Genomic DNA, 14,972 nt, shown 5'->3' with positions numbered 1-14,972 from the left:
GGCGGCCTTTTTTGTTGCGCGCTGTTTGGGGGACGGGCGGCTGCATAATGCCGGCTCCTGCGTGAGGCATGGTCGGGAGATGGATTCCCGCCTTCGCGGGAATGACGAAGAAGCGGAGGGGGCGGGGATGCAGATGGCCGATTGCGACTGGGTCGAGCAGGCGGCGGCCTGGCCCGATCTGGCGCGCTGGCTGAGCGTCGAGGCGGCCGAGCGGCTGGGGCGGGACTGGCATTTCCTGGCGCGGCCGGCGCAACTCGCCCCGGCGGGCGACTGGCGCATCTGGCTGATGATGGCGGGGCGCGGTTTCGGCAAGACGCGGGCCGGGGCGGAATGGGTGCGCGCCATTGCCGAGGGCGATCCCGAGGCGCGGATCGCGCTGGTCGGTGCGACTTTGGGCGAGGCGCGCAGCGTGATGGTGGAGGGGGCGAGCGGGGTGCTGGCGGTGGCGCCCTGGTGGGCAAGGCCGGCCTATGCTCCGGCGCTGCGCACGCTGACCTGGCCCAATGGCGCGCAGGCGCGACTGTTCGGCGCAGCGGAGCCCGAAAGCCTGCGCGGGCCGCAGTTCAGCCATGGCTGGGCCGACGAGATCGGCAAATGGCCGGGCGGGCAGGCGGCCTGGGACAATATGATGATGGCGATGCGGCTGGGCCGTGATCCGCGCGTGGTGGCGACGACGACGCCGCGCCCGGTGCCGCTGGTGCGGGCGCTGGTGGCAAGAGATGGCGCCGATGTGGTGCTGACGCGGGGGCGCACGGCGGACAATGCAGCGCATCTGGCGGCCGGCTTCGTTGCTGATGTGACGCGGCTTTATGGCGGCACGCGGCTGGGGCGGCAGGAGCTGGACGGCGAGTTGATCGAGGAGGCGGAAGGGGCGCTGTGGACCCGCGCGCGGCTGGAGGCGTGCCGGGTGCGGCATGTGCCGGGCGCGCTGGCGCGGGTGGTCGTGGCGGTCGATCCGCCGGCGACGGCCGGCGGCGATGCGTGCGGCATCGTCGTGGTCGGGCTGGGCGGGGACGGGCGCGGCTATGTGATCGCGGACGCGAGCGTGGCGGGCTGCTCGCCCGAAGGCTGGGCGCGGGCGGTAGCGCAGGCGGCGCAGGGCCATGGCGCCGACCGGGTGGTGGCCGAGGCCAATAATGGCGGCGACATGGTGGCGAGCGTGCTGCGCGCGGCGCAGGAGACGCTGCCGCTGCGGCTGGTCCATGCCAGCCGGAGCAAGGTGGCGCGGGCCGAGCCGGTGGCCGCGCTCTATGAGGCCGGGCGGGTGGCGCATCGTGGGGCTTTCCCGGAGCTGGAGGACCAGATGTGCGGGCTGCTGGCGGGGGGCGGTTATGTCGGGCCAGGGCGTTCGCCGGACCGGGCGGATGCGCGGGTCTGGGGGCTGAGCGAGCTGATGCTGGGGACGAAGGGCGAGGCGCGGGTCAGGGGGCTTTGAGGGGCGGTGGGTGCGATTGATTTTCGCGCGGAGACGCGGAGACGCAGAGAAGGAAAGGGTGGGGTGCGGACTGGCCCTTGTCCCGTCATGCCAGCGAAGGCTGGCATCTCAGGCCGGCGCACGCGGCATAAACGGATAGCGCTAGACGGCTGGCCTCTTTCTGCTGCCGCCTAAGACCCCAGCCTTCGCTGGGGTGACGGAGTTGGGTGGATTGCGGACTGTCAGGTTTCAGTGAATTATGCTGGGATTAAGACATTCGCATCAACCGGAGAGAGTCTTGCTGACCGATTTTTTTGTAGCCGAACGCGAAGAAGCTGCGTCCATTGCATCGGGTAAGTCTCGCAATGCTGATTATAGCACCAAGAATGCCGACAATTCCGTCCTCGCCGCATTGTGGGGCGCGCTCGATGAAACGGCAGATTATTCCAGATTGGCAGGAGATGATTTTCTGATTGAGACGGGTTCGGTTGAAGGCCCATGGGTCTTCGATCTGCCGACTGAATTGATAATATGCTTATCTGATTTGCCCGAGGCGGAATTTTCGCAGATCGCAGATCGCTGGGCATCCTCTAAAGAGCTATCTTATTATGGCGCCTCTGGGGCCGATATGATCCCATCGCTTGTGACCGTAAAACAATTGGCGGAGAAGGCTCATTCAAGCAAATGCCGACTTATGCTGCGGATGGCCATGTAACCTGAATGCCAGTTCTCTACGCTTATCATCTCTCTCAATTAGGCAATAGCGGCTGAAACTGGGCCTCTTCCGTGCGACGCGGAACGGCCGCAAATGGTCGCTTCAAGACCATCCTCCCCTGCAAGGGGAGGTGGATGGCCGAAGGCAAGACGGAGGGGGGCTCTCGATAGGGCGACACCCCTCCACCACTGCGTGGTCCCCCTCCCCTTGCAGGGGAGGATTTTACCGCCGAAAATGGTCGTTAGCCGTCAAAGCCCGCCATCGTCATTGCGAGCGGAGCGAAGCAATCCACCGGCGCGAGTTGGATTGCTTCGCTCCGCTCGCAATGACGGGCGATGGTCGCTTTCAGGCCATCCTCGCCGTGCCGGGGAGGAATAGGCCTTGGATGCGTGGCACAATATTTGGTTTCAATATGATACCTTTATTTCCATGCGCGCGGGCGCTACATCGAAGCGTCATGGGCCGGGATTAGGCTGGCGCCGTTGCAATATAAGGATTTCTCATGCTGATCGACCGTCTGAACTGGCGTTATGCCACCAAGAAGATGAACCCGGACAAAGTGGTGGCCGAGGACAAGGTGGAGCGCATCCTGGAGGCGGTGCGGCTGGCGCCGACGTCGAGCGGGTTGCAGCAGTTCGAGGTGATCGTCGTCACCAACAAGGAATTGCGGGCGAAGATCCGGGCGATCGCCTGGGACCAGGCGCAGGTGACCGACGCGTCGCATCTGGTCGTCTTTGCCGCCTGGGACAATTATACCGCCGACCGGATCAACGGCATGTTCGACCTGGTCAATGACGAGCGTGGTTTCCGCAACGAGGGCTGGGAAGCCTATCGCCAGATGCTGCTGAACACCTATCCGCAGCGCGACGCGCAGACCAATTTCGAGCATGCCGCGCGCCAGGCCTATGTGGGCCTTGGCATCGCGCTGACCGCCGCCGCCTTTGAAGAGGTGGATGCGACGCCGATGGAGGGCTTCGACCCGGCGGCGCTGGACGAGATACTGGACCTGCGGGCGCGCGGGCTGCGCTCGGTGGTGATGATGCCGCTGGGCTATCGCGCGGACGAGGGCGACTGGCTGGTCAATCTGAAGAAGGTGCGCCGCCCGGCCGCCGACTTCATTTCGCGCATCGATTGATGGCGCCCGGATAGGGATTAACCGCAATAGGCGGCGGTCCGTGACGGCCCTTATATGGGGCAGCGAACAAGAAGGACGGGGCCGGAGGCACGTGGCGCAGCCGGCCCGGAACAGGAAACCCGCCTGCTTCGTTTCGCACCGATCAGGAGTGACGGACATGAAGATGGTCAGGATGATCGCGGCGGTGGCCGCTGTTACGATGGTCGCAACCCCGGTGCTGGCGGCGAGCCTGAACAGCAAGGATCGAGCGCGCATCGCGCGGGCCGATCCGCGCGACCGCGACGATGTGCGCTATTGCCTGCTCCAGGGCAAGAAGGGCCGCGACAAGGGCACCGCGATCGGCGCGGGCGTGGGCGCGGGCGCGAGCATCATCGCCGGCGGCGGCGTGGGCGAGACGGTGCTGGCCGGCGCCGGTGGCGCGGCGGCGGGGCGGCTGATCGGCAAGGGATCGGGCACCAATTCCCGCTGCGACGAGGTGCTGCGGCGGAACAGATGATCCGGGCCTGAGGCCGGACGAAAGGGGCGCGGATTTCCGCGCCCTTTTTCGTGGATATGGTTAGAGGCCGGCGGCCAGTGCGCGCAGGGCGGCGTGGGGCGAGGCGGCGAGATGGTCGCGCATCATGGTGCGGAAGGCGGGGGTGGCGCTGGTCGCGGCGGTCTGCATCCAGTGGGTGGCGGCAGCGATATCGCCGGCGTCGGCGCGCAGCCGGCCATGGTTGAACTGGCCGCGAAAATCGCCGCCCTCCGCCGCGATGCGATAGCATAGGGCCGCGCGGTCCATGTCGCGGGGGAGGAGGCGGCCTTCCTCATGAAAGGCGCCGAGGAAATTGATCGACTTGGCATGGCCGAGGGCGGCGGCCTTCTGGAACCAGCCGAGCGCCGCCTGTTCATCCTGGGCCACGCCCGCGCCGAGGCCGAGCGCGCTGCCCCAATTATACATGCCCCAGTCGAGGCCAGCTTCGGCTGCGCGGCGATAGCAGGCGGCGGCCGCGACCGGATCGACCGGCGTGCCCCAGCCCTTTTCATGGCAGCGGCCGACCATGTTGATCGCCATCACATGGCCCGAGGCGGCGGCGAGGCCGAACTGGCGGAAGGCTTCGGCCGGGTCGGCGGCGATGCCCTGACCGTCGAGCAGCAGCTGGCCATAATAGGCCTGGGCGTCGGGCAGGCCGGCATCGGCACCCGCGCGGATCAGCGCGGCGGCGGCTTCCGGCGAGGCGGCGAGTTGTTCGCGCATCTGGTCGGCGGTCTGGGACAGGAGGGGCGAGGGCGCGGTCATCAGGGCAGGTCTCTGGCTTGGATATTGCGACTGATTAGCAGGGTGGGGCGGCGCTGGAAACAGGGTGGCAATATTTTGGGCGGGCGAGTCCGAAGGGCGTGCCCCTCTCCAAGTTTCGGTAGGCGGCTGGGCGCCGCCAACCTCCACTATCCTCTCCCCAAAGGGGCGAGGATTTTTTGCATAGGGGGATGCTCCGAAGCGGAGGGGGCGCCGGCCCTTTATCGATCCGTGAACCGAACCCAGGATTTTACCTCGGTTTCCCTTGGTCGGCCCTGGTCGTCGAGCGCCGGCAGATAGCTCTGGCCCATCGCCACGAGGCATGCGGTGTCGTCATATCGGCGCGTGCCGGATGATTGGGTGATGCGGCAGGATCGGGGGCGGCCGGTGGCGTCGAGCCGGACGGTATAATCGCTTTGCAGCGCGGTTGCTGCCTTGTCCGGGTCGCTTGCGATCGGCGCCTTGCCGTCGAGGGCGATCGGCGTGGCGCCGCCCATGTCGCCCTGGAAAGTCGATGGTGCCGGCGCCCAGAACAGGCGGACGACCGGGATCGTCCCGTCCAGGCCGTTTCTGTCCTTCACCGCTGCCATCCAGCCCATCTTCATCATGGCGAGCCGGCAGCTTGCCACGGCGATGGCGGTGCCGCCGACAATGGCCGAGGGGGTGCAATCCAGCTGGTCGCTGCCGGTGCGGCGCGTGATGCGGACGGTGGCGGCACCGGTCGATGCGGGCGGCAGGGCGACGAGCGCATAATCCTGGGGCGTGGGCAGGACGAGGGGCGTGGCGACCGGCCCGCTGGCCTGGGCGAGTATGAGCAGGATCGGCGCGAGGGGCATGGGCGCAGATTTGATCGCCGCCCGGCTTTTGTAAAGGCGGGTCGGTCCGCAAGGGCGTGCCCCTCTCCAAGTTTCGGTAGGCGGCTGGCGCCGCTTTCCAGCTTTTGGCAGGCGGCTGGCGCCGCGGGCCTTCCCTATCCTCTCCCCGAAGGGGCGAGGATTTTTTGCATAGGGGGGATGTTCGGATGAAATGGTTCGGGATGAAGGCGGCGGCGGGAGAGGCCGCGCGGCCGGTGCTGGCGCGGGCCTGGGGATCGGGCGCGGTCGCGCTGGGCGAATGGCCCGCCAGCTATGAGGCGCAACTGCGCGCCGGGGTGATCGGCAATCCGGTGGCGCAGCGGGCGATGCGGCTGGTGTCCGAAGGAGCCGGGGCGTGCGCGCTGAAGGTCGGCGGGGCAAGGCCTGATCGAGACGCTGGCGAGCCATGTGCTGCTGCATGGCAATCGAATACGTCACGCTGGAATGGGTCGACTGGTTCAACAACCGGCGCCTGTTGGAGCCGACCGGAAACATTCCACCGGTTGAAGCCGAGCAACGCTACTACGCTAAGCTGGACGACGTCCCACTGGCTGCCTAATTTAAGAAAACTGGCCTCCGGCAATCCTGGGACTTGTGTGGATGCCTCCCAGATTGCAAGGTGATTTTCTGACTTTGCTCGGCAGAGCGCTTCATCGGTCGTGTGTCAGGCCTCTGGTGTGGCTTGCTGACGCCACGGGCCGTTATGCAGTTCGAACGATCCGGGCCACATCGGTTCAGCGAGCTTGGTTTGCTCTCGCCCCGGGACTGGTTAGCCGTATCGTGAACATTGAAGTCCTTGCCGCATAGTATCAGTCGATCTCCTTGTCGGGGCCGAGGCCCCAAGCGCTATGGCAGTTGCGCCCTCACGCCAAACGATAGTCTTCCTCGCGGGTCATCATCGCCCAGATTGTCCGCGCCATTTTGTTCGCCAGTGCTACGGCGACCACCATTCTGGGCCGTCGAGCCATCATGCGGCCCAGAATGGTGGTCGGGGAGAACGCCTTTGCGCACGATCCATCGTATCCTGCTCATCGCACCGACGACGAGAAGTTTGCGAATGTCGCTTTGACCCATTTTGCTCATGGCCCCGAGGCGGGATTTTCCTCCCGTTGATCGCTGCGTGGGCACGAGGCCGAGTCATGCCGCGAAGTTTCTGCCGCTGGCGAAAGTCCGCAGATCTGGTGCAAACGCCATGATCGCACCAGCGGTCACCGGGCCAACGCCCGGCACCGTGCAAAGGCGGCGAAGCTCGACGCTGACCGCCATGGCCTCCCGTAGTTTGAGTGAAAGCTCGTCAATCTTCGCGGACAGGGTGTCGATGTGCTCGAGGCAGAGTCCTGCGATCTCCCGGATACCGGGAGGCACGTCGACATCATCATCGTCCATGGCTGCGCGGATCTCCTTCAGATGAGGAACTCTTTGAGAGAATACCAAGCCGAACTCGGCCAAGTGTCCTCGTAACGCGTTGATAGTCTGCGTCCGCTGGCTCACAAAACACTGATGGGTGCGATAGGCCACGGCTCTCGCTTGATGCTCCGCGCTTTTGACCGCAACGAAATGCAGGTTCGGGCGCGCAGCAGCTTCGGCAATGACCGCCGCATCTGCAGCATCGTTCTTCTGCCTCTTCACGAAAGGCTTCACGTAGATTGGCGGGATCAGCCGAACCTCATGACCTTCTGCTCCAGCAAATCGACCCCAAAAATGGCTCGTCGCGCAGGCTTCCATAGCAACTATACAGCGAGGCAGCGCCTTGAGCAGCGCCTCCAGTTTGGGCCGCGAAATCGTCCGATTATATAGAACCGACCCTGCTCGATCAGTCGCGCAGACTTGGAAGCTGCGCTTCGCCAGGTCGATCGACAGCATGTGTGCATTCGCCATATGCTCCTCCTTCGGGCGCCGCCATGGCGCCATTGAGCATCATACGATACCCGATGAAGGGAGGCATCCACCGCATCAGTTCAATGTCATGCGGGTGACACTGACGCGGCGGATGGAGGAAAGGGCGGCGCGGCGGCGGGCGGCGATCGTCGATGCGCTGGAGGAACAGGGCGTGGCGGCGGCGATCGAGGGTGAGGCGGTGCGGGCGTCGGCGCCGGGGCTGAAGGCGCGCTGGATGGCGGACCTCAGCCTGCGCGAGGCGGGAAGGAGCAGGACATGAGCGCGGAGGTGGCGATACGCAGCGCGGTGATCGCGGCGCTGAAGGCCGACAGCGGCCTGATGGACCGGCTGAACGGCCTGTTCGATGGCGTGCCGGTGCGGGCGAGCGCGCCCTATGGCGTGGTCGGCGAATGCCTGGGCAGCGACTGGGGCGCGAAGGATGTCGAGGGGCGCGAGCTGCGCCTGTCGATCAGCCTGCATGACATGGCGGAGACGGCCGGGCGGCTGGGCGAGCTGCTGGCGCGGATCGCCCCGGTCATCCGTCTGGCGCAGGCGAGCGGCTGGCGGATCGTCAACGCCAGCCTGTTGCGGTCGCGGATCGCCCGGACGGGCGTGCGCGGCGAAGGCGGCTGGCTGGCGGTGGCGGATTACCGCATTCGCGTGGTGCGCGAGGCTATCGGCGCCTGATCAGGTGCCGGGCTTATTATATTCCTCATATTCGCCGATGATCTTGTCGACATATTCGGACACCTGATCGTCGGCATCGGCCTGCGCATCCTTGTCCGACATGCCGTCGGCCTTGTCCTGCGCGAGTATCGCGGCGCGGAAGGCCGCTTCCTTGTCGGCGCAGGCCGTCTTCAACTGACCCTGAAATTCGCCGAGCGGCACCTTCTTGTCGAGCGAGGGCTGGACCTGGGCCGAGAGGCAGCCGGCAAAAGCCTTGCGGGCGGCGCCGATGGCGTCGGCCGACGGCGCGGCCGCGAGCATCATCACAAGGGGAGCAACCACGAGCATCAGACCTCTCCTTTAATCCGCGTTTTAGAACGCTTTGTCTGACGGGAGAATGCGCCATGGGCGTCGAAAAAGGAAGTGCGTTTCTGTTGAAGGTGGGAAATGGCAACGTCCCGGCAACATATGAGACGGTGGCCGGAATGCGATCGGTCAGCGTGTCGGCGAGCGGCGGGCCGGGCTGGCGCAGCGCGGAGCTCTATGCGCAGGATGCGGGCGGGACCGCCGAGTCGATCGGGCGGACGGCGCCGCGCGTGGTGATGGGGTAGATCGACGCCACCCTGCCGTCGGGCAAGACGCTGCTGCTCGACGCGGTGAACAGCCTGACGGTGACGTTGCTGGCCGAGGATATGGAACTGGCAGGCGCGGACGGCGCCGCCTTGGCGCAGAGGCGCAATCTGTGCCTGGTTGGGCAGAAACTGATCCAGTTCGGCCGGGCGGTGTGGACCGGCCAGCTACCGTCTGGAGGGCCTGCGGCGCGGGCCGCGCGGCACGGAATGGGCGATGGCGGGCCTGGGGGCAGGCACGCCCTTCCCGCTGCTCGACGCGGACCGGCTAGTCGGCCCGCTGGCGGCGGTGGGCATCGAGGGGTATATCGGCGCGGCGCTGGTGCCGCCGGCGCCGGTGCATCTGGATGCGGCGCGGATGGCGGAGCGGCTGGACCTGGCGAAGCCGGGCGGGATGGCGCTGGGCCAGTGGTGGCGAGGCGTCATTGGCCGAGGAAAATGAGCGCTATGAACTCCGGTTGCTGGAGGGTGACCGGCTGATGCGGCAGGCGGAGGTGACGGAACCGAACTAGGCCGTAAACTCATAAAATGGCTTGAGGGTTGACCGTTTGCGTGATTCAGGAGCCTCCAGATTTGGAGGACTTGATGGCGCGGCGGCGGTATGAACTGACAGATCGGGAATGGGCCATCATCGAGCCGTTGTTGCCCAACAAACCGCGTGGCGTGGCGCGGGTTAGTGACCGGCGAGTGCTAAACGGGATCATGTGGCGTTTCCGGTCCGGCGCGACATGGGCGGAAATTTCCGAGCGCTATGGCCCATCGACGACCTGCTGCAACCGGTTCGTGCGCTGGCGCAAAGCCGGGGTGCGGGACCGGATTCTGGCTGAGGTTTCCGCCGGATATAATGGCGAACTGGTGATGATCGATTCCACCTGCATGCGCGTCCACCAAAATGGTGCGACGGGCAAAAAGGGGGGAAGCTACGATCGTGGCATGGGACGTTCCCGGGGCGGCCTCACCAGCAAACTCCACGCTCTTGTCGATGCTGACGGGGCACCCTGTCAGCCTGAGACTGACAGGCGGGCAGATTCACGATGCCTGCGAGGCGGAGGCGCTGATCGAAGCCATTCCCGAGGGCGCAACCCTGCTGGGCGACAAGGGGTATGACAGTAACGCCATCCGTAAAGCCGCTGCGGCCAGGAACGTCTGGGCCAATATTCCCAATCGATCCAACCGCAAGCAGCGCTTCGCCTTCTCGCCATGGCTCTACAAGCAGCGCAATCTTGTCGAGCGCTTCTTCAACCGCATCAAGCAGTTCCGGGGCATCGCCACCCGCTACGACAAGGATCTCGTCAACTTCCTCGCCGCCATCAAACTCATATGCGTTCGCCTCTGGTGCAACGCGTAATGAGTCTACGCGCTAGACCTATGATGCGGCGATGATTGCGATGGATGGCGTGAGCGGGCCGCTGACCATGGACCTGCGGCAGGTCGGCACGCGGGCGCTCGGCTGGCCGGAGAACGACCGTTGATAGCGAGAGTCGTGGCGCAATTGCCGCGATATTGGCGGTTTTGCAGGGGCATGAACTGATCTCCATGTAATTCTGGAGTATCGGCGATCTTTTCATGGAGAGGGGTAGGTATTAGCTTGGAGGCGAGCCTAGGGTATGTCCTTACTGCGTTATTTTTGCAACGGTTTCACGAATTGTGGACTTGCCATGAAACCTTCTTGCCGATACATGGTTTCAGCAGTCCTTCGTGACACTTTTGAAAGGGGAATTCAAATGCGGAAGCTTGCCCTCGCGGCTGCGCTTGCGACCAGTGCCCTGGCCACCCCGGCCTTGGCGCGCGACAACAGCTGGTATGTCGGCGTCGACGCCGGCGTGATGATCGTTGAAGATCAGGACATCACCTTCACCCCCGGTAATGCTGGCGCCGCCAGCAACACCGTTTCGGCTGACCACCACAAGGGTTATGATTTCGACGCGAATATCGGTTACGACTTCGGTGGCTTCCGCCTCGAAGCCGAAGCCGCTTACAAGCGCGCCAAGGTCGATCTCGACAAGAGCGGCTTCGGCGGCGCTTCGTCGGCTCTCTCGTTCATGCTGAACGGCCTGCTCGACTTCGGTCCCGATGATGGCCTGCAGGGCTTCGTCGGCGGCGGTGTCGGCGTGTCGCGTGGCAAGCTGGCCAACGACCTGGTGAACGACAGCGACACCGGTTTCGCCTGGCAGGCGATCGCCGGCGTGCGTTACCCGGTGACCAACAACCTCGACGTCTCGCTGAAGTATCGCTACTTCAACCAGGACGACATCAAGCTCATCCCGGCCTACACCACCATTGGTGGCCCCGCCGGTTCGAGCGTGGACAGCAAGCTGCGTACCCACAGCCTGCTGCTCGGCCTGACCTACAACTTCGGCGCTCCGGTTGAAGCGGCTCCGCCGCCGCCCCCGCCCCCGCCGCCCCCGCCGCCCCCGCCGCCGCCTCCGCCGCCCCCGCCGGCGCCGGAATGCTCGCCTGGGCCGTACATTGTCTTCTTCGAATGGGACAAGTCGGACATCACGCCTGACGCCGCCACCATTCTGGACAACGCGGTTTCGGCTTACAGCGCTTGCGGCAACGCCCAGGTCATGCTGGCCGGTCACGCTGACCGTTCGGGCGCAGCCTCGTACAACGTTGGCCTGTCGCAGCGTCGCGCTGACGCCGCCAAGGCTTATCTCGCCTCGAAGGGTATCCCTGACGGCGTGATGACCACCCAGGCCTTCGGTGAATCGAAGCCGCGCGTCGACACCGCCGACGGTGTTCGCGAAGTCCAGAACCGTCGCGTGGAAATCAGCTACGGTCCGGGTTCGGGTCAGTAAGAAATTTCCGTCCTTCGGGATGGAATATGAAGAGGGGCCGGTCGCAAGATCGGCCCCTTTTTCTTGTCCTGCGTCGCGCGCACTGGCTTGTCGGGCGCTGACCTGTCGTGCGTTGGAGTCTGTCGCGATCCGGGTGGAACGGATATCTGTCCGGCATGTCATGTGCTGGGCAGCGTAGACGATCGGCGCATGGGCGGTTGATCATATCTGCGCTCATGACCGGCCAGCTATTTGCCGGGGCGAACCGATAACGCTGCGATCTGGATTGCTACCGGGCTTCGGCCTGACATGTGACACATCGCGATCTCAGGCCATTGCCTCCTGACGGCTCCTTGGGACGATGAAGGAGGGGCGTCAGCATGGATGTCATGCTATCCCCCTGCTTTTATTGCGAACGATATGCAGAAGGGCATGACAAACCGGATCGGATCGGCAACAAAGACGCGTCTGCCGCGTTCGCGCAGTTGTTTCCGTGATCGGGAGTTTGCCATGAAGACCGCCGCCCTGTTCCTTGCCCTGCCTTTGCTCGCTGCCGTGACGGCCTGTGCCGCGACCAGCCAGAGCGCGCCCGCCGCGCCGACCGCCAAGGCCAAGCTGGCCGCTGGCGATGGCAGCGCGCGCGGCACCGCCGTAGTCACTCAGGCGGGCGATGGCCTGCATGTCGTGGTCAAGGCGCAGGGGCTGTCGCCGGGCATCCACGCGGTGCATATCCACACCACCGGCGTCTGCACGGGGCCGGACTTCACCAGCGCGGGGGGGCATTGGAACCCGACCAGCCATCAGCATGGCAAGGATAATCCGCAGGGCATGCATATGGGCGACATGCCCAACATGCAGGCCAAGCCCGATGGCAGCGGCGAGATCGAATATGTGGTGCCGGGCGGCACGATCAGCGACGGCGCGACGCCGCTGCTGGATGCCGATGGCGCGGCCATCGTGATCCATGCCCAGGCCGATGACTATAAGAGCGACCCGACCGGCAATGCGGGCGGCCGCGTTGCCTGTGGTGTGCTGAGCGTCGGCTGAGGCCTGCTTGCCCCGGCGTCCGCGTCAATCGTCGCGGGCGCCGGGATGACCGTCTGCGCGATAGGTTTCGACCGCATGATAGCTGGAGCCGGCATGGCCGAGCCGGCTTTCATAAAGGCTGAATTCGTCCACGGTGAAGGTGGGCGATGCAAGGCCAGCGTGCAGCGCCAGGAAGGGCGCGATATCGCCGCCGTGCCGGCTGAAGCGGGCGAGGGTGATGTGCGGCAGATAGGCGCGGGCTTCGGGCGCGATGCCGGTCGATGTGCAGGCGCGATCCACTTTGGCATGAAGATGGGCGAGCGGATCGCGCGGCTGCACCCCGGCCCATAAGGTGTCGACCACGCCGCGCCGGTCGAAATAGCCGGTGCCGGCGAGCGCGATGGCGAATGGCTGGAAGCGGACGCCGGCGAGCGCATCGGCGATATCATCCGCCCGATGACGATCCACTTCCCCGATGAAACGCAGGGTCAGGTGCAACTGGCCATCATCCTGCCAGCGCGCGCCGGGAACGCCGGCCATCTGGGCCAGAAGCTGGCTGCGGATCGTGGCAGGCGGATGGATGGCGACGAACAGGCGGTGCATGAGGAGTAGATAGGGAGAAAGGGGGCTTGCGGATAGGGGCGGGGTGAATGGTCGCAATGTCGGCGTCGCGCTTTGACGGCTGACGACCAAGAGCGGCTGTAAATTCCTCCCCTGCAAGGGGAGGGGGATCACGAAGTGGTGGAGGGGTGTCACGCTATCGAGAGGGGGATACCCCTCCGTCTGGCCTACGGCCAGCCACCTCCCCTTGCAGGGGAGGATGGTCTAGAGCGACCGAGAACCGCCCATCCCCATCATCGTCACCCTGAACTTGTTTCAGAGTCCATTCCTCCCAATAGACCAATGGCTTGTTAGGCTTGATGGATGCTGAAACAAGTTCAGCATGACGTTGGTGGGATGGCCGTAAGCCACCCCAACTCCGTCACCCAGCGAAGTCGAAGCGAGGCGCGTGCCTCGCTTCGAGGATCTCACTGCCTTCTGGGTTCTGGGAATAACAGAGAGATGCCAGCCTTCGCTGGCATGACGAAATAGGGGAGTTTCCCCTAGCCGCTCATCTTGGTCTTTTGATGGGTGGCGCACTTGTCCAGGCGGCTTGGAGCCGGATGTCTCGACAGGCTCGAAACGAACGGATGTTGATTTCGGCTCTGACTTCCTATTAACTCCGACAAATGATGAGGATGACATGGAAGGCCAGCCGCCGCGATATGCTCGCGGGTGGTGTGGCGGGGCTTGCGGCTGCTGGCGCAGTGCGGGCGGGGGCAGTTCCGGCGGAAGCGGGAAAAGCGGTGCTGGCGCCGCGTCCGCCGATGGGATGGAATAGCTGGAACAGCTTTGCCACCACCATTACCGAGGCCCAGGCGCGCGAGACCGCCGGGATCATGGCGGAAAAGCTGCTGCCCTTCGGCTATGACATCTTCACCGTGGACATTCAGTGGTATGAGCCCGAGGCATCGAGCTATACCTATAATGCCAAGCCCAGGCCGGCGATGGACGGCTATGGCCGGATGATCCCGGCGCCCAATCGCTTCCCCTCCAGCGCCGGCGGCAAGGGCTTCACCCAGCTTGCCAAGGATGTGCATGCGCTGGGCATGAAATTCGGCATCCATGTGATGCGTGGCATTCCGCGCGCGGCGGTGGAACAGAATCTGCCGATCTTGGGGACGAAGTATCGCGCGGCGGACATTGCCGACAGGAAGAGCATCTGTAGCTGGAACCCGGACATGTATGGCGTCGACATGACGCGGCCGGGCGCGCAGGCCTATTATGACAGCATCTTCCGCCTCTATGCCGACTGGGGCGTCGATTTCGTCAAGATGGACGATATGAGCCGGCCCTATGATGCCCATGCGGCGGAGATCGAGGCGGCGCACAAGGCGATCGTTGCGACCGGGCGGCCGATCATCCTCAGCCTCTCGCCCGGCGAGACGCCGGTGATGCGCGGCGATCATGTCCGCAAATATGCGCAGATGTGGCGCATTTCCGATGATTTCTGGGATGACTGGGCGATGCTGGAGGCTCAGTTTACGCGGCTGGAGAATTGGACGCCCTACCGCGGGCCGGGATCATGGCCGGATGCGGACATGCTGCCGCTGGGACGGCTGGCGCTGGGCGAACGCGACACCCGCTTCACCCCGGACGAGCAGCGGACGCTGATGACCCTGTGGGCGATCGCGCGGTCGCCGCTGATCATGGGCGGCGATCTGCGCCATCTGGACGCGGCGACGCTGGCGTTGCTGACCAACAAGGAGGTGATCGCGGTTAATCAGGCGAGCACCGACAATCAGCCCCATTATATCGAGGATGGCGGGCGCATCTGGTCGGCGAAGGCGGAAGGGAGCGCGGACCGTTATGTCGCCTTGTTCAACGTCAGCGACAAGCCACGCGAGGTCTGGATCAGGCTGCGCGATCTGGGGCTGAACGCTCCGGTGGCGGTGCGCGACCTGTGGGACGGGCAGGCACTGGAGCAACAGGCGGACCGGATATCGGTGACGCTGCCGCCGCATGGGGCGGGACTGTATCGGCTGAGCGCTGCATAAGT

General features: G+C 64.9%; 15 protein-coding genes and 5 pseudogenes. 15 read left to right on the top strand and 5 right to left on the bottom strand.

What is annotated here, in order from left to right; genetic code table 11:
- Positions 1-127: 127 nt before the first annotated feature.
- From VHN57_RS13060 to VHN57_RS13045, 4 genes are all read left to right on the top strand, one after another.
- The gene (locus tag VHN57_RS13060; RefSeq protein WP_423284096.1) at positions 128-1,435 is read left to right on the top strand and encodes a DNA-packaging protein; all 1,308 of its coding nucleotides are present in this window, start codon (positions 128-130) and stop codon (positions 1,433-1,435) included.
- Positions 1,436-1,712: 277 nt separating this feature from the next.
- Complete coding sequence (locus tag VHN57_RS13055) at positions 1,713-2,129, top strand: hypothetical protein (RefSeq protein WP_423284094.1); 417 nt, start codon at positions 1,713-1,715, stop codon at positions 2,127-2,129.
- Positions 2,130-2,631: 502 nt separating this feature from the next.
- Positions 2,632-3,264 (top strand): NAD(P)H-dependent oxidoreductase, encoded by a 633-nt coding sequence (locus VHN57_RS13050; RefSeq protein WP_097384112.1) that lies wholly within the window; start codon positions 2,632-2,634, stop codon positions 3,262-3,264.
- Positions 3,265-3,421: 157 nt separating this feature from the next.
- Complete coding sequence (locus VHN57_RS13045) at positions 3,422-3,760, top strand: hypothetical protein (protein ID WP_037523645.1); 339 nt, start codon at positions 3,422-3,424, stop codon at positions 3,758-3,760.
- A gap of 60 nt (positions 3,761-3,820) precedes the next feature.
- On the opposite strand, the gene VHN57_RS13040 is transcribed toward VHN57_RS13045, so the two are convergent.
- Positions 3,821-4,543: a tetratricopeptide repeat protein gene (locus VHN57_RS13040; protein WP_423284091.1), complete on the bottom strand. Its 723-nt coding sequence runs from the start codon at positions 4,541-4,543 to the stop codon at positions 3,821-3,823.
- 218 nt (positions 4,544-4,761) lie between these two features.
- Entirely contained in the window at positions 4,762-5,376 is a 615-nt protein-coding gene (locus VHN57_RS13035; RefSeq protein ID WP_278988088.1) for an energy transducer TonB, read from the bottom strand.
- A gap of 185 nt (positions 5,377-5,561) precedes the next feature.
- On the opposite strand from VHN57_RS13035, the pseudogene VHN57_RS13030 reads away from it, so the two are divergent.
- Both VHN57_RS13030 and VHN57_RS13025 read left to right on the top strand, forming a co-directional pair.
- Positions 5,562-5,820, top strand: a pseudogene (locus VHN57_RS13030) (phage portal protein); the annotation flags it as partial.
- A pseudogene (locus tag VHN57_RS13025) lies at positions 5,816-5,953 on the top strand (IS3 family transposase); the annotation flags it as partial. The pseudogenes VHN57_RS13030 and VHN57_RS13025, both read left to right, overlap by 5 nt.
- A 304-nt stretch (positions 5,954-6,257) precedes the next feature.
- Here the strand turns inward: VHN57_RS13025 and VHN57_RS13020 are convergent.
- Positions 6,258-7,272, bottom strand: a pseudogene (locus VHN57_RS13020) (IS110 family RNA-guided transposase).
- An 88-nt stretch (positions 7,273-7,360) separates the two neighbouring features.
- Between VHN57_RS13020 and VHN57_RS13015 the strand changes: the two are divergent.
- Positions 7,361-7,552, top strand: a complete 192-nt coding sequence (locus tag VHN57_RS13015) for a hypothetical protein (protein WP_278988087.1) — start codon at positions 7,361-7,363, stop codon at positions 7,550-7,552.
- Positions 7,549-7,959, top strand: coding sequence for a tail completion protein gp17 (gp17, locus tag VHN57_RS13010; protein ID WP_278988086.1), 411 nt, complete (start codon positions 7,549-7,551; stop codon positions 7,957-7,959). Before VHN57_RS13015 ends, gp17 begins: the two co-directional genes overlap by 4 nt.
- Here gp17 and VHN57_RS13005 read toward each other — a convergent pair whose 3' ends face one another.
- Positions 7,960-8,286, bottom strand: coding sequence for a hypothetical protein (locus tag VHN57_RS13005; protein WP_278988085.1), 327 nt, complete (start codon positions 8,284-8,286; stop codon positions 7,960-7,962).
- Positions 8,287-8,342: 56 nt separating this feature from the next.
- Between VHN57_RS13005 and VHN57_RS13000 the strand changes: the two are divergent.
- From VHN57_RS13000 to VHN57_RS12975, 6 genes and pseudogenes are all read left to right on the top strand, one after another.
- Positions 8,343-8,436, top strand: a pseudogene (locus VHN57_RS13000) (phage tail protein); the annotation flags it as partial.
- Positions 8,437-8,594: 158 nt separating this feature from the next.
- Positions 8,595-8,672 (top strand): annotated as a pseudogene (locus tag VHN57_RS12995) (hypothetical protein); the annotation flags it as partial.
- 112 nt (positions 8,673-8,784) lie between these two features.
- Positions 8,785-9,009: a hypothetical protein gene (locus VHN57_RS12990; RefSeq protein WP_287428852.1), complete on the top strand. Its 225-nt coding sequence runs from the start codon at positions 8,785-8,787 to the stop codon at positions 9,007-9,009.
- Between the two features lie 143 nt (positions 9,010-9,152).
- Positions 9,153-9,915 (top strand): IS5 family transposase gene (locus VHN57_RS12985; RefSeq protein WP_423286027.1). Its coding sequence is split into 2 segments (ribosomal slippage): positions 9,153-9,557 and positions 9,559-9,915, totalling 762 coding nucleotides; the frame shifts between segments, so codons are not numbered across the junction.
- Between the two features lie 376 nt (positions 9,916-10,291).
- Positions 10,292-11,368 (top strand): OmpA family protein, encoded by a 1,077-nt coding sequence (locus VHN57_RS12980; protein ID WP_159366679.1) that lies wholly within the window; start codon positions 10,292-10,294, stop codon positions 11,366-11,368.
- Between the two features lie 489 nt (positions 11,369-11,857).
- Entirely contained in the window at positions 11,858-12,394 is a 537-nt protein-coding gene (locus tag VHN57_RS12975; protein WP_278988715.1) for a superoxide dismutase family protein, read from the top strand.
- A gap of 24 nt (positions 12,395-12,418) precedes the next feature.
- Here VHN57_RS12975 and thpR read toward each other — a convergent pair whose 3' ends face one another.
- Positions 12,419-12,976, bottom strand: coding sequence for an RNA 2',3'-cyclic phosphodiesterase (gene thpR, locus VHN57_RS12970; RefSeq protein WP_278988714.1), 558 nt, complete (start codon positions 12,974-12,976; stop codon positions 12,419-12,421).
- Between the two features lie 635 nt (positions 12,977-13,611).
- Between thpR and VHN57_RS12965 the strand changes: the two genes are divergently transcribed.
- Complete coding sequence (locus VHN57_RS12965; RefSeq protein WP_278988613.1) at positions 13,612-14,970, top strand: glycoside hydrolase family 27 protein; 1,359 nt, start codon at positions 13,612-13,614, stop codon at positions 14,968-14,970.
- The last annotated feature ends 2 nt before the right edge of the window (positions 14,971-14,972 follow it).

This window comes from Sphingobium salicis subsp. salicis (assembly GCF_049472635.1).
Classification (GTDB): Bacteria; Pseudomonadota; Alphaproteobacteria; order Sphingomonadales; family Sphingomonadaceae; genus Sphingobium; species Sphingobium yanoikuyae_A.
Note: the sequence above shows the minus strand (reverse complement) of the source record. Positions and strands in the feature narration are given on the sequence as shown.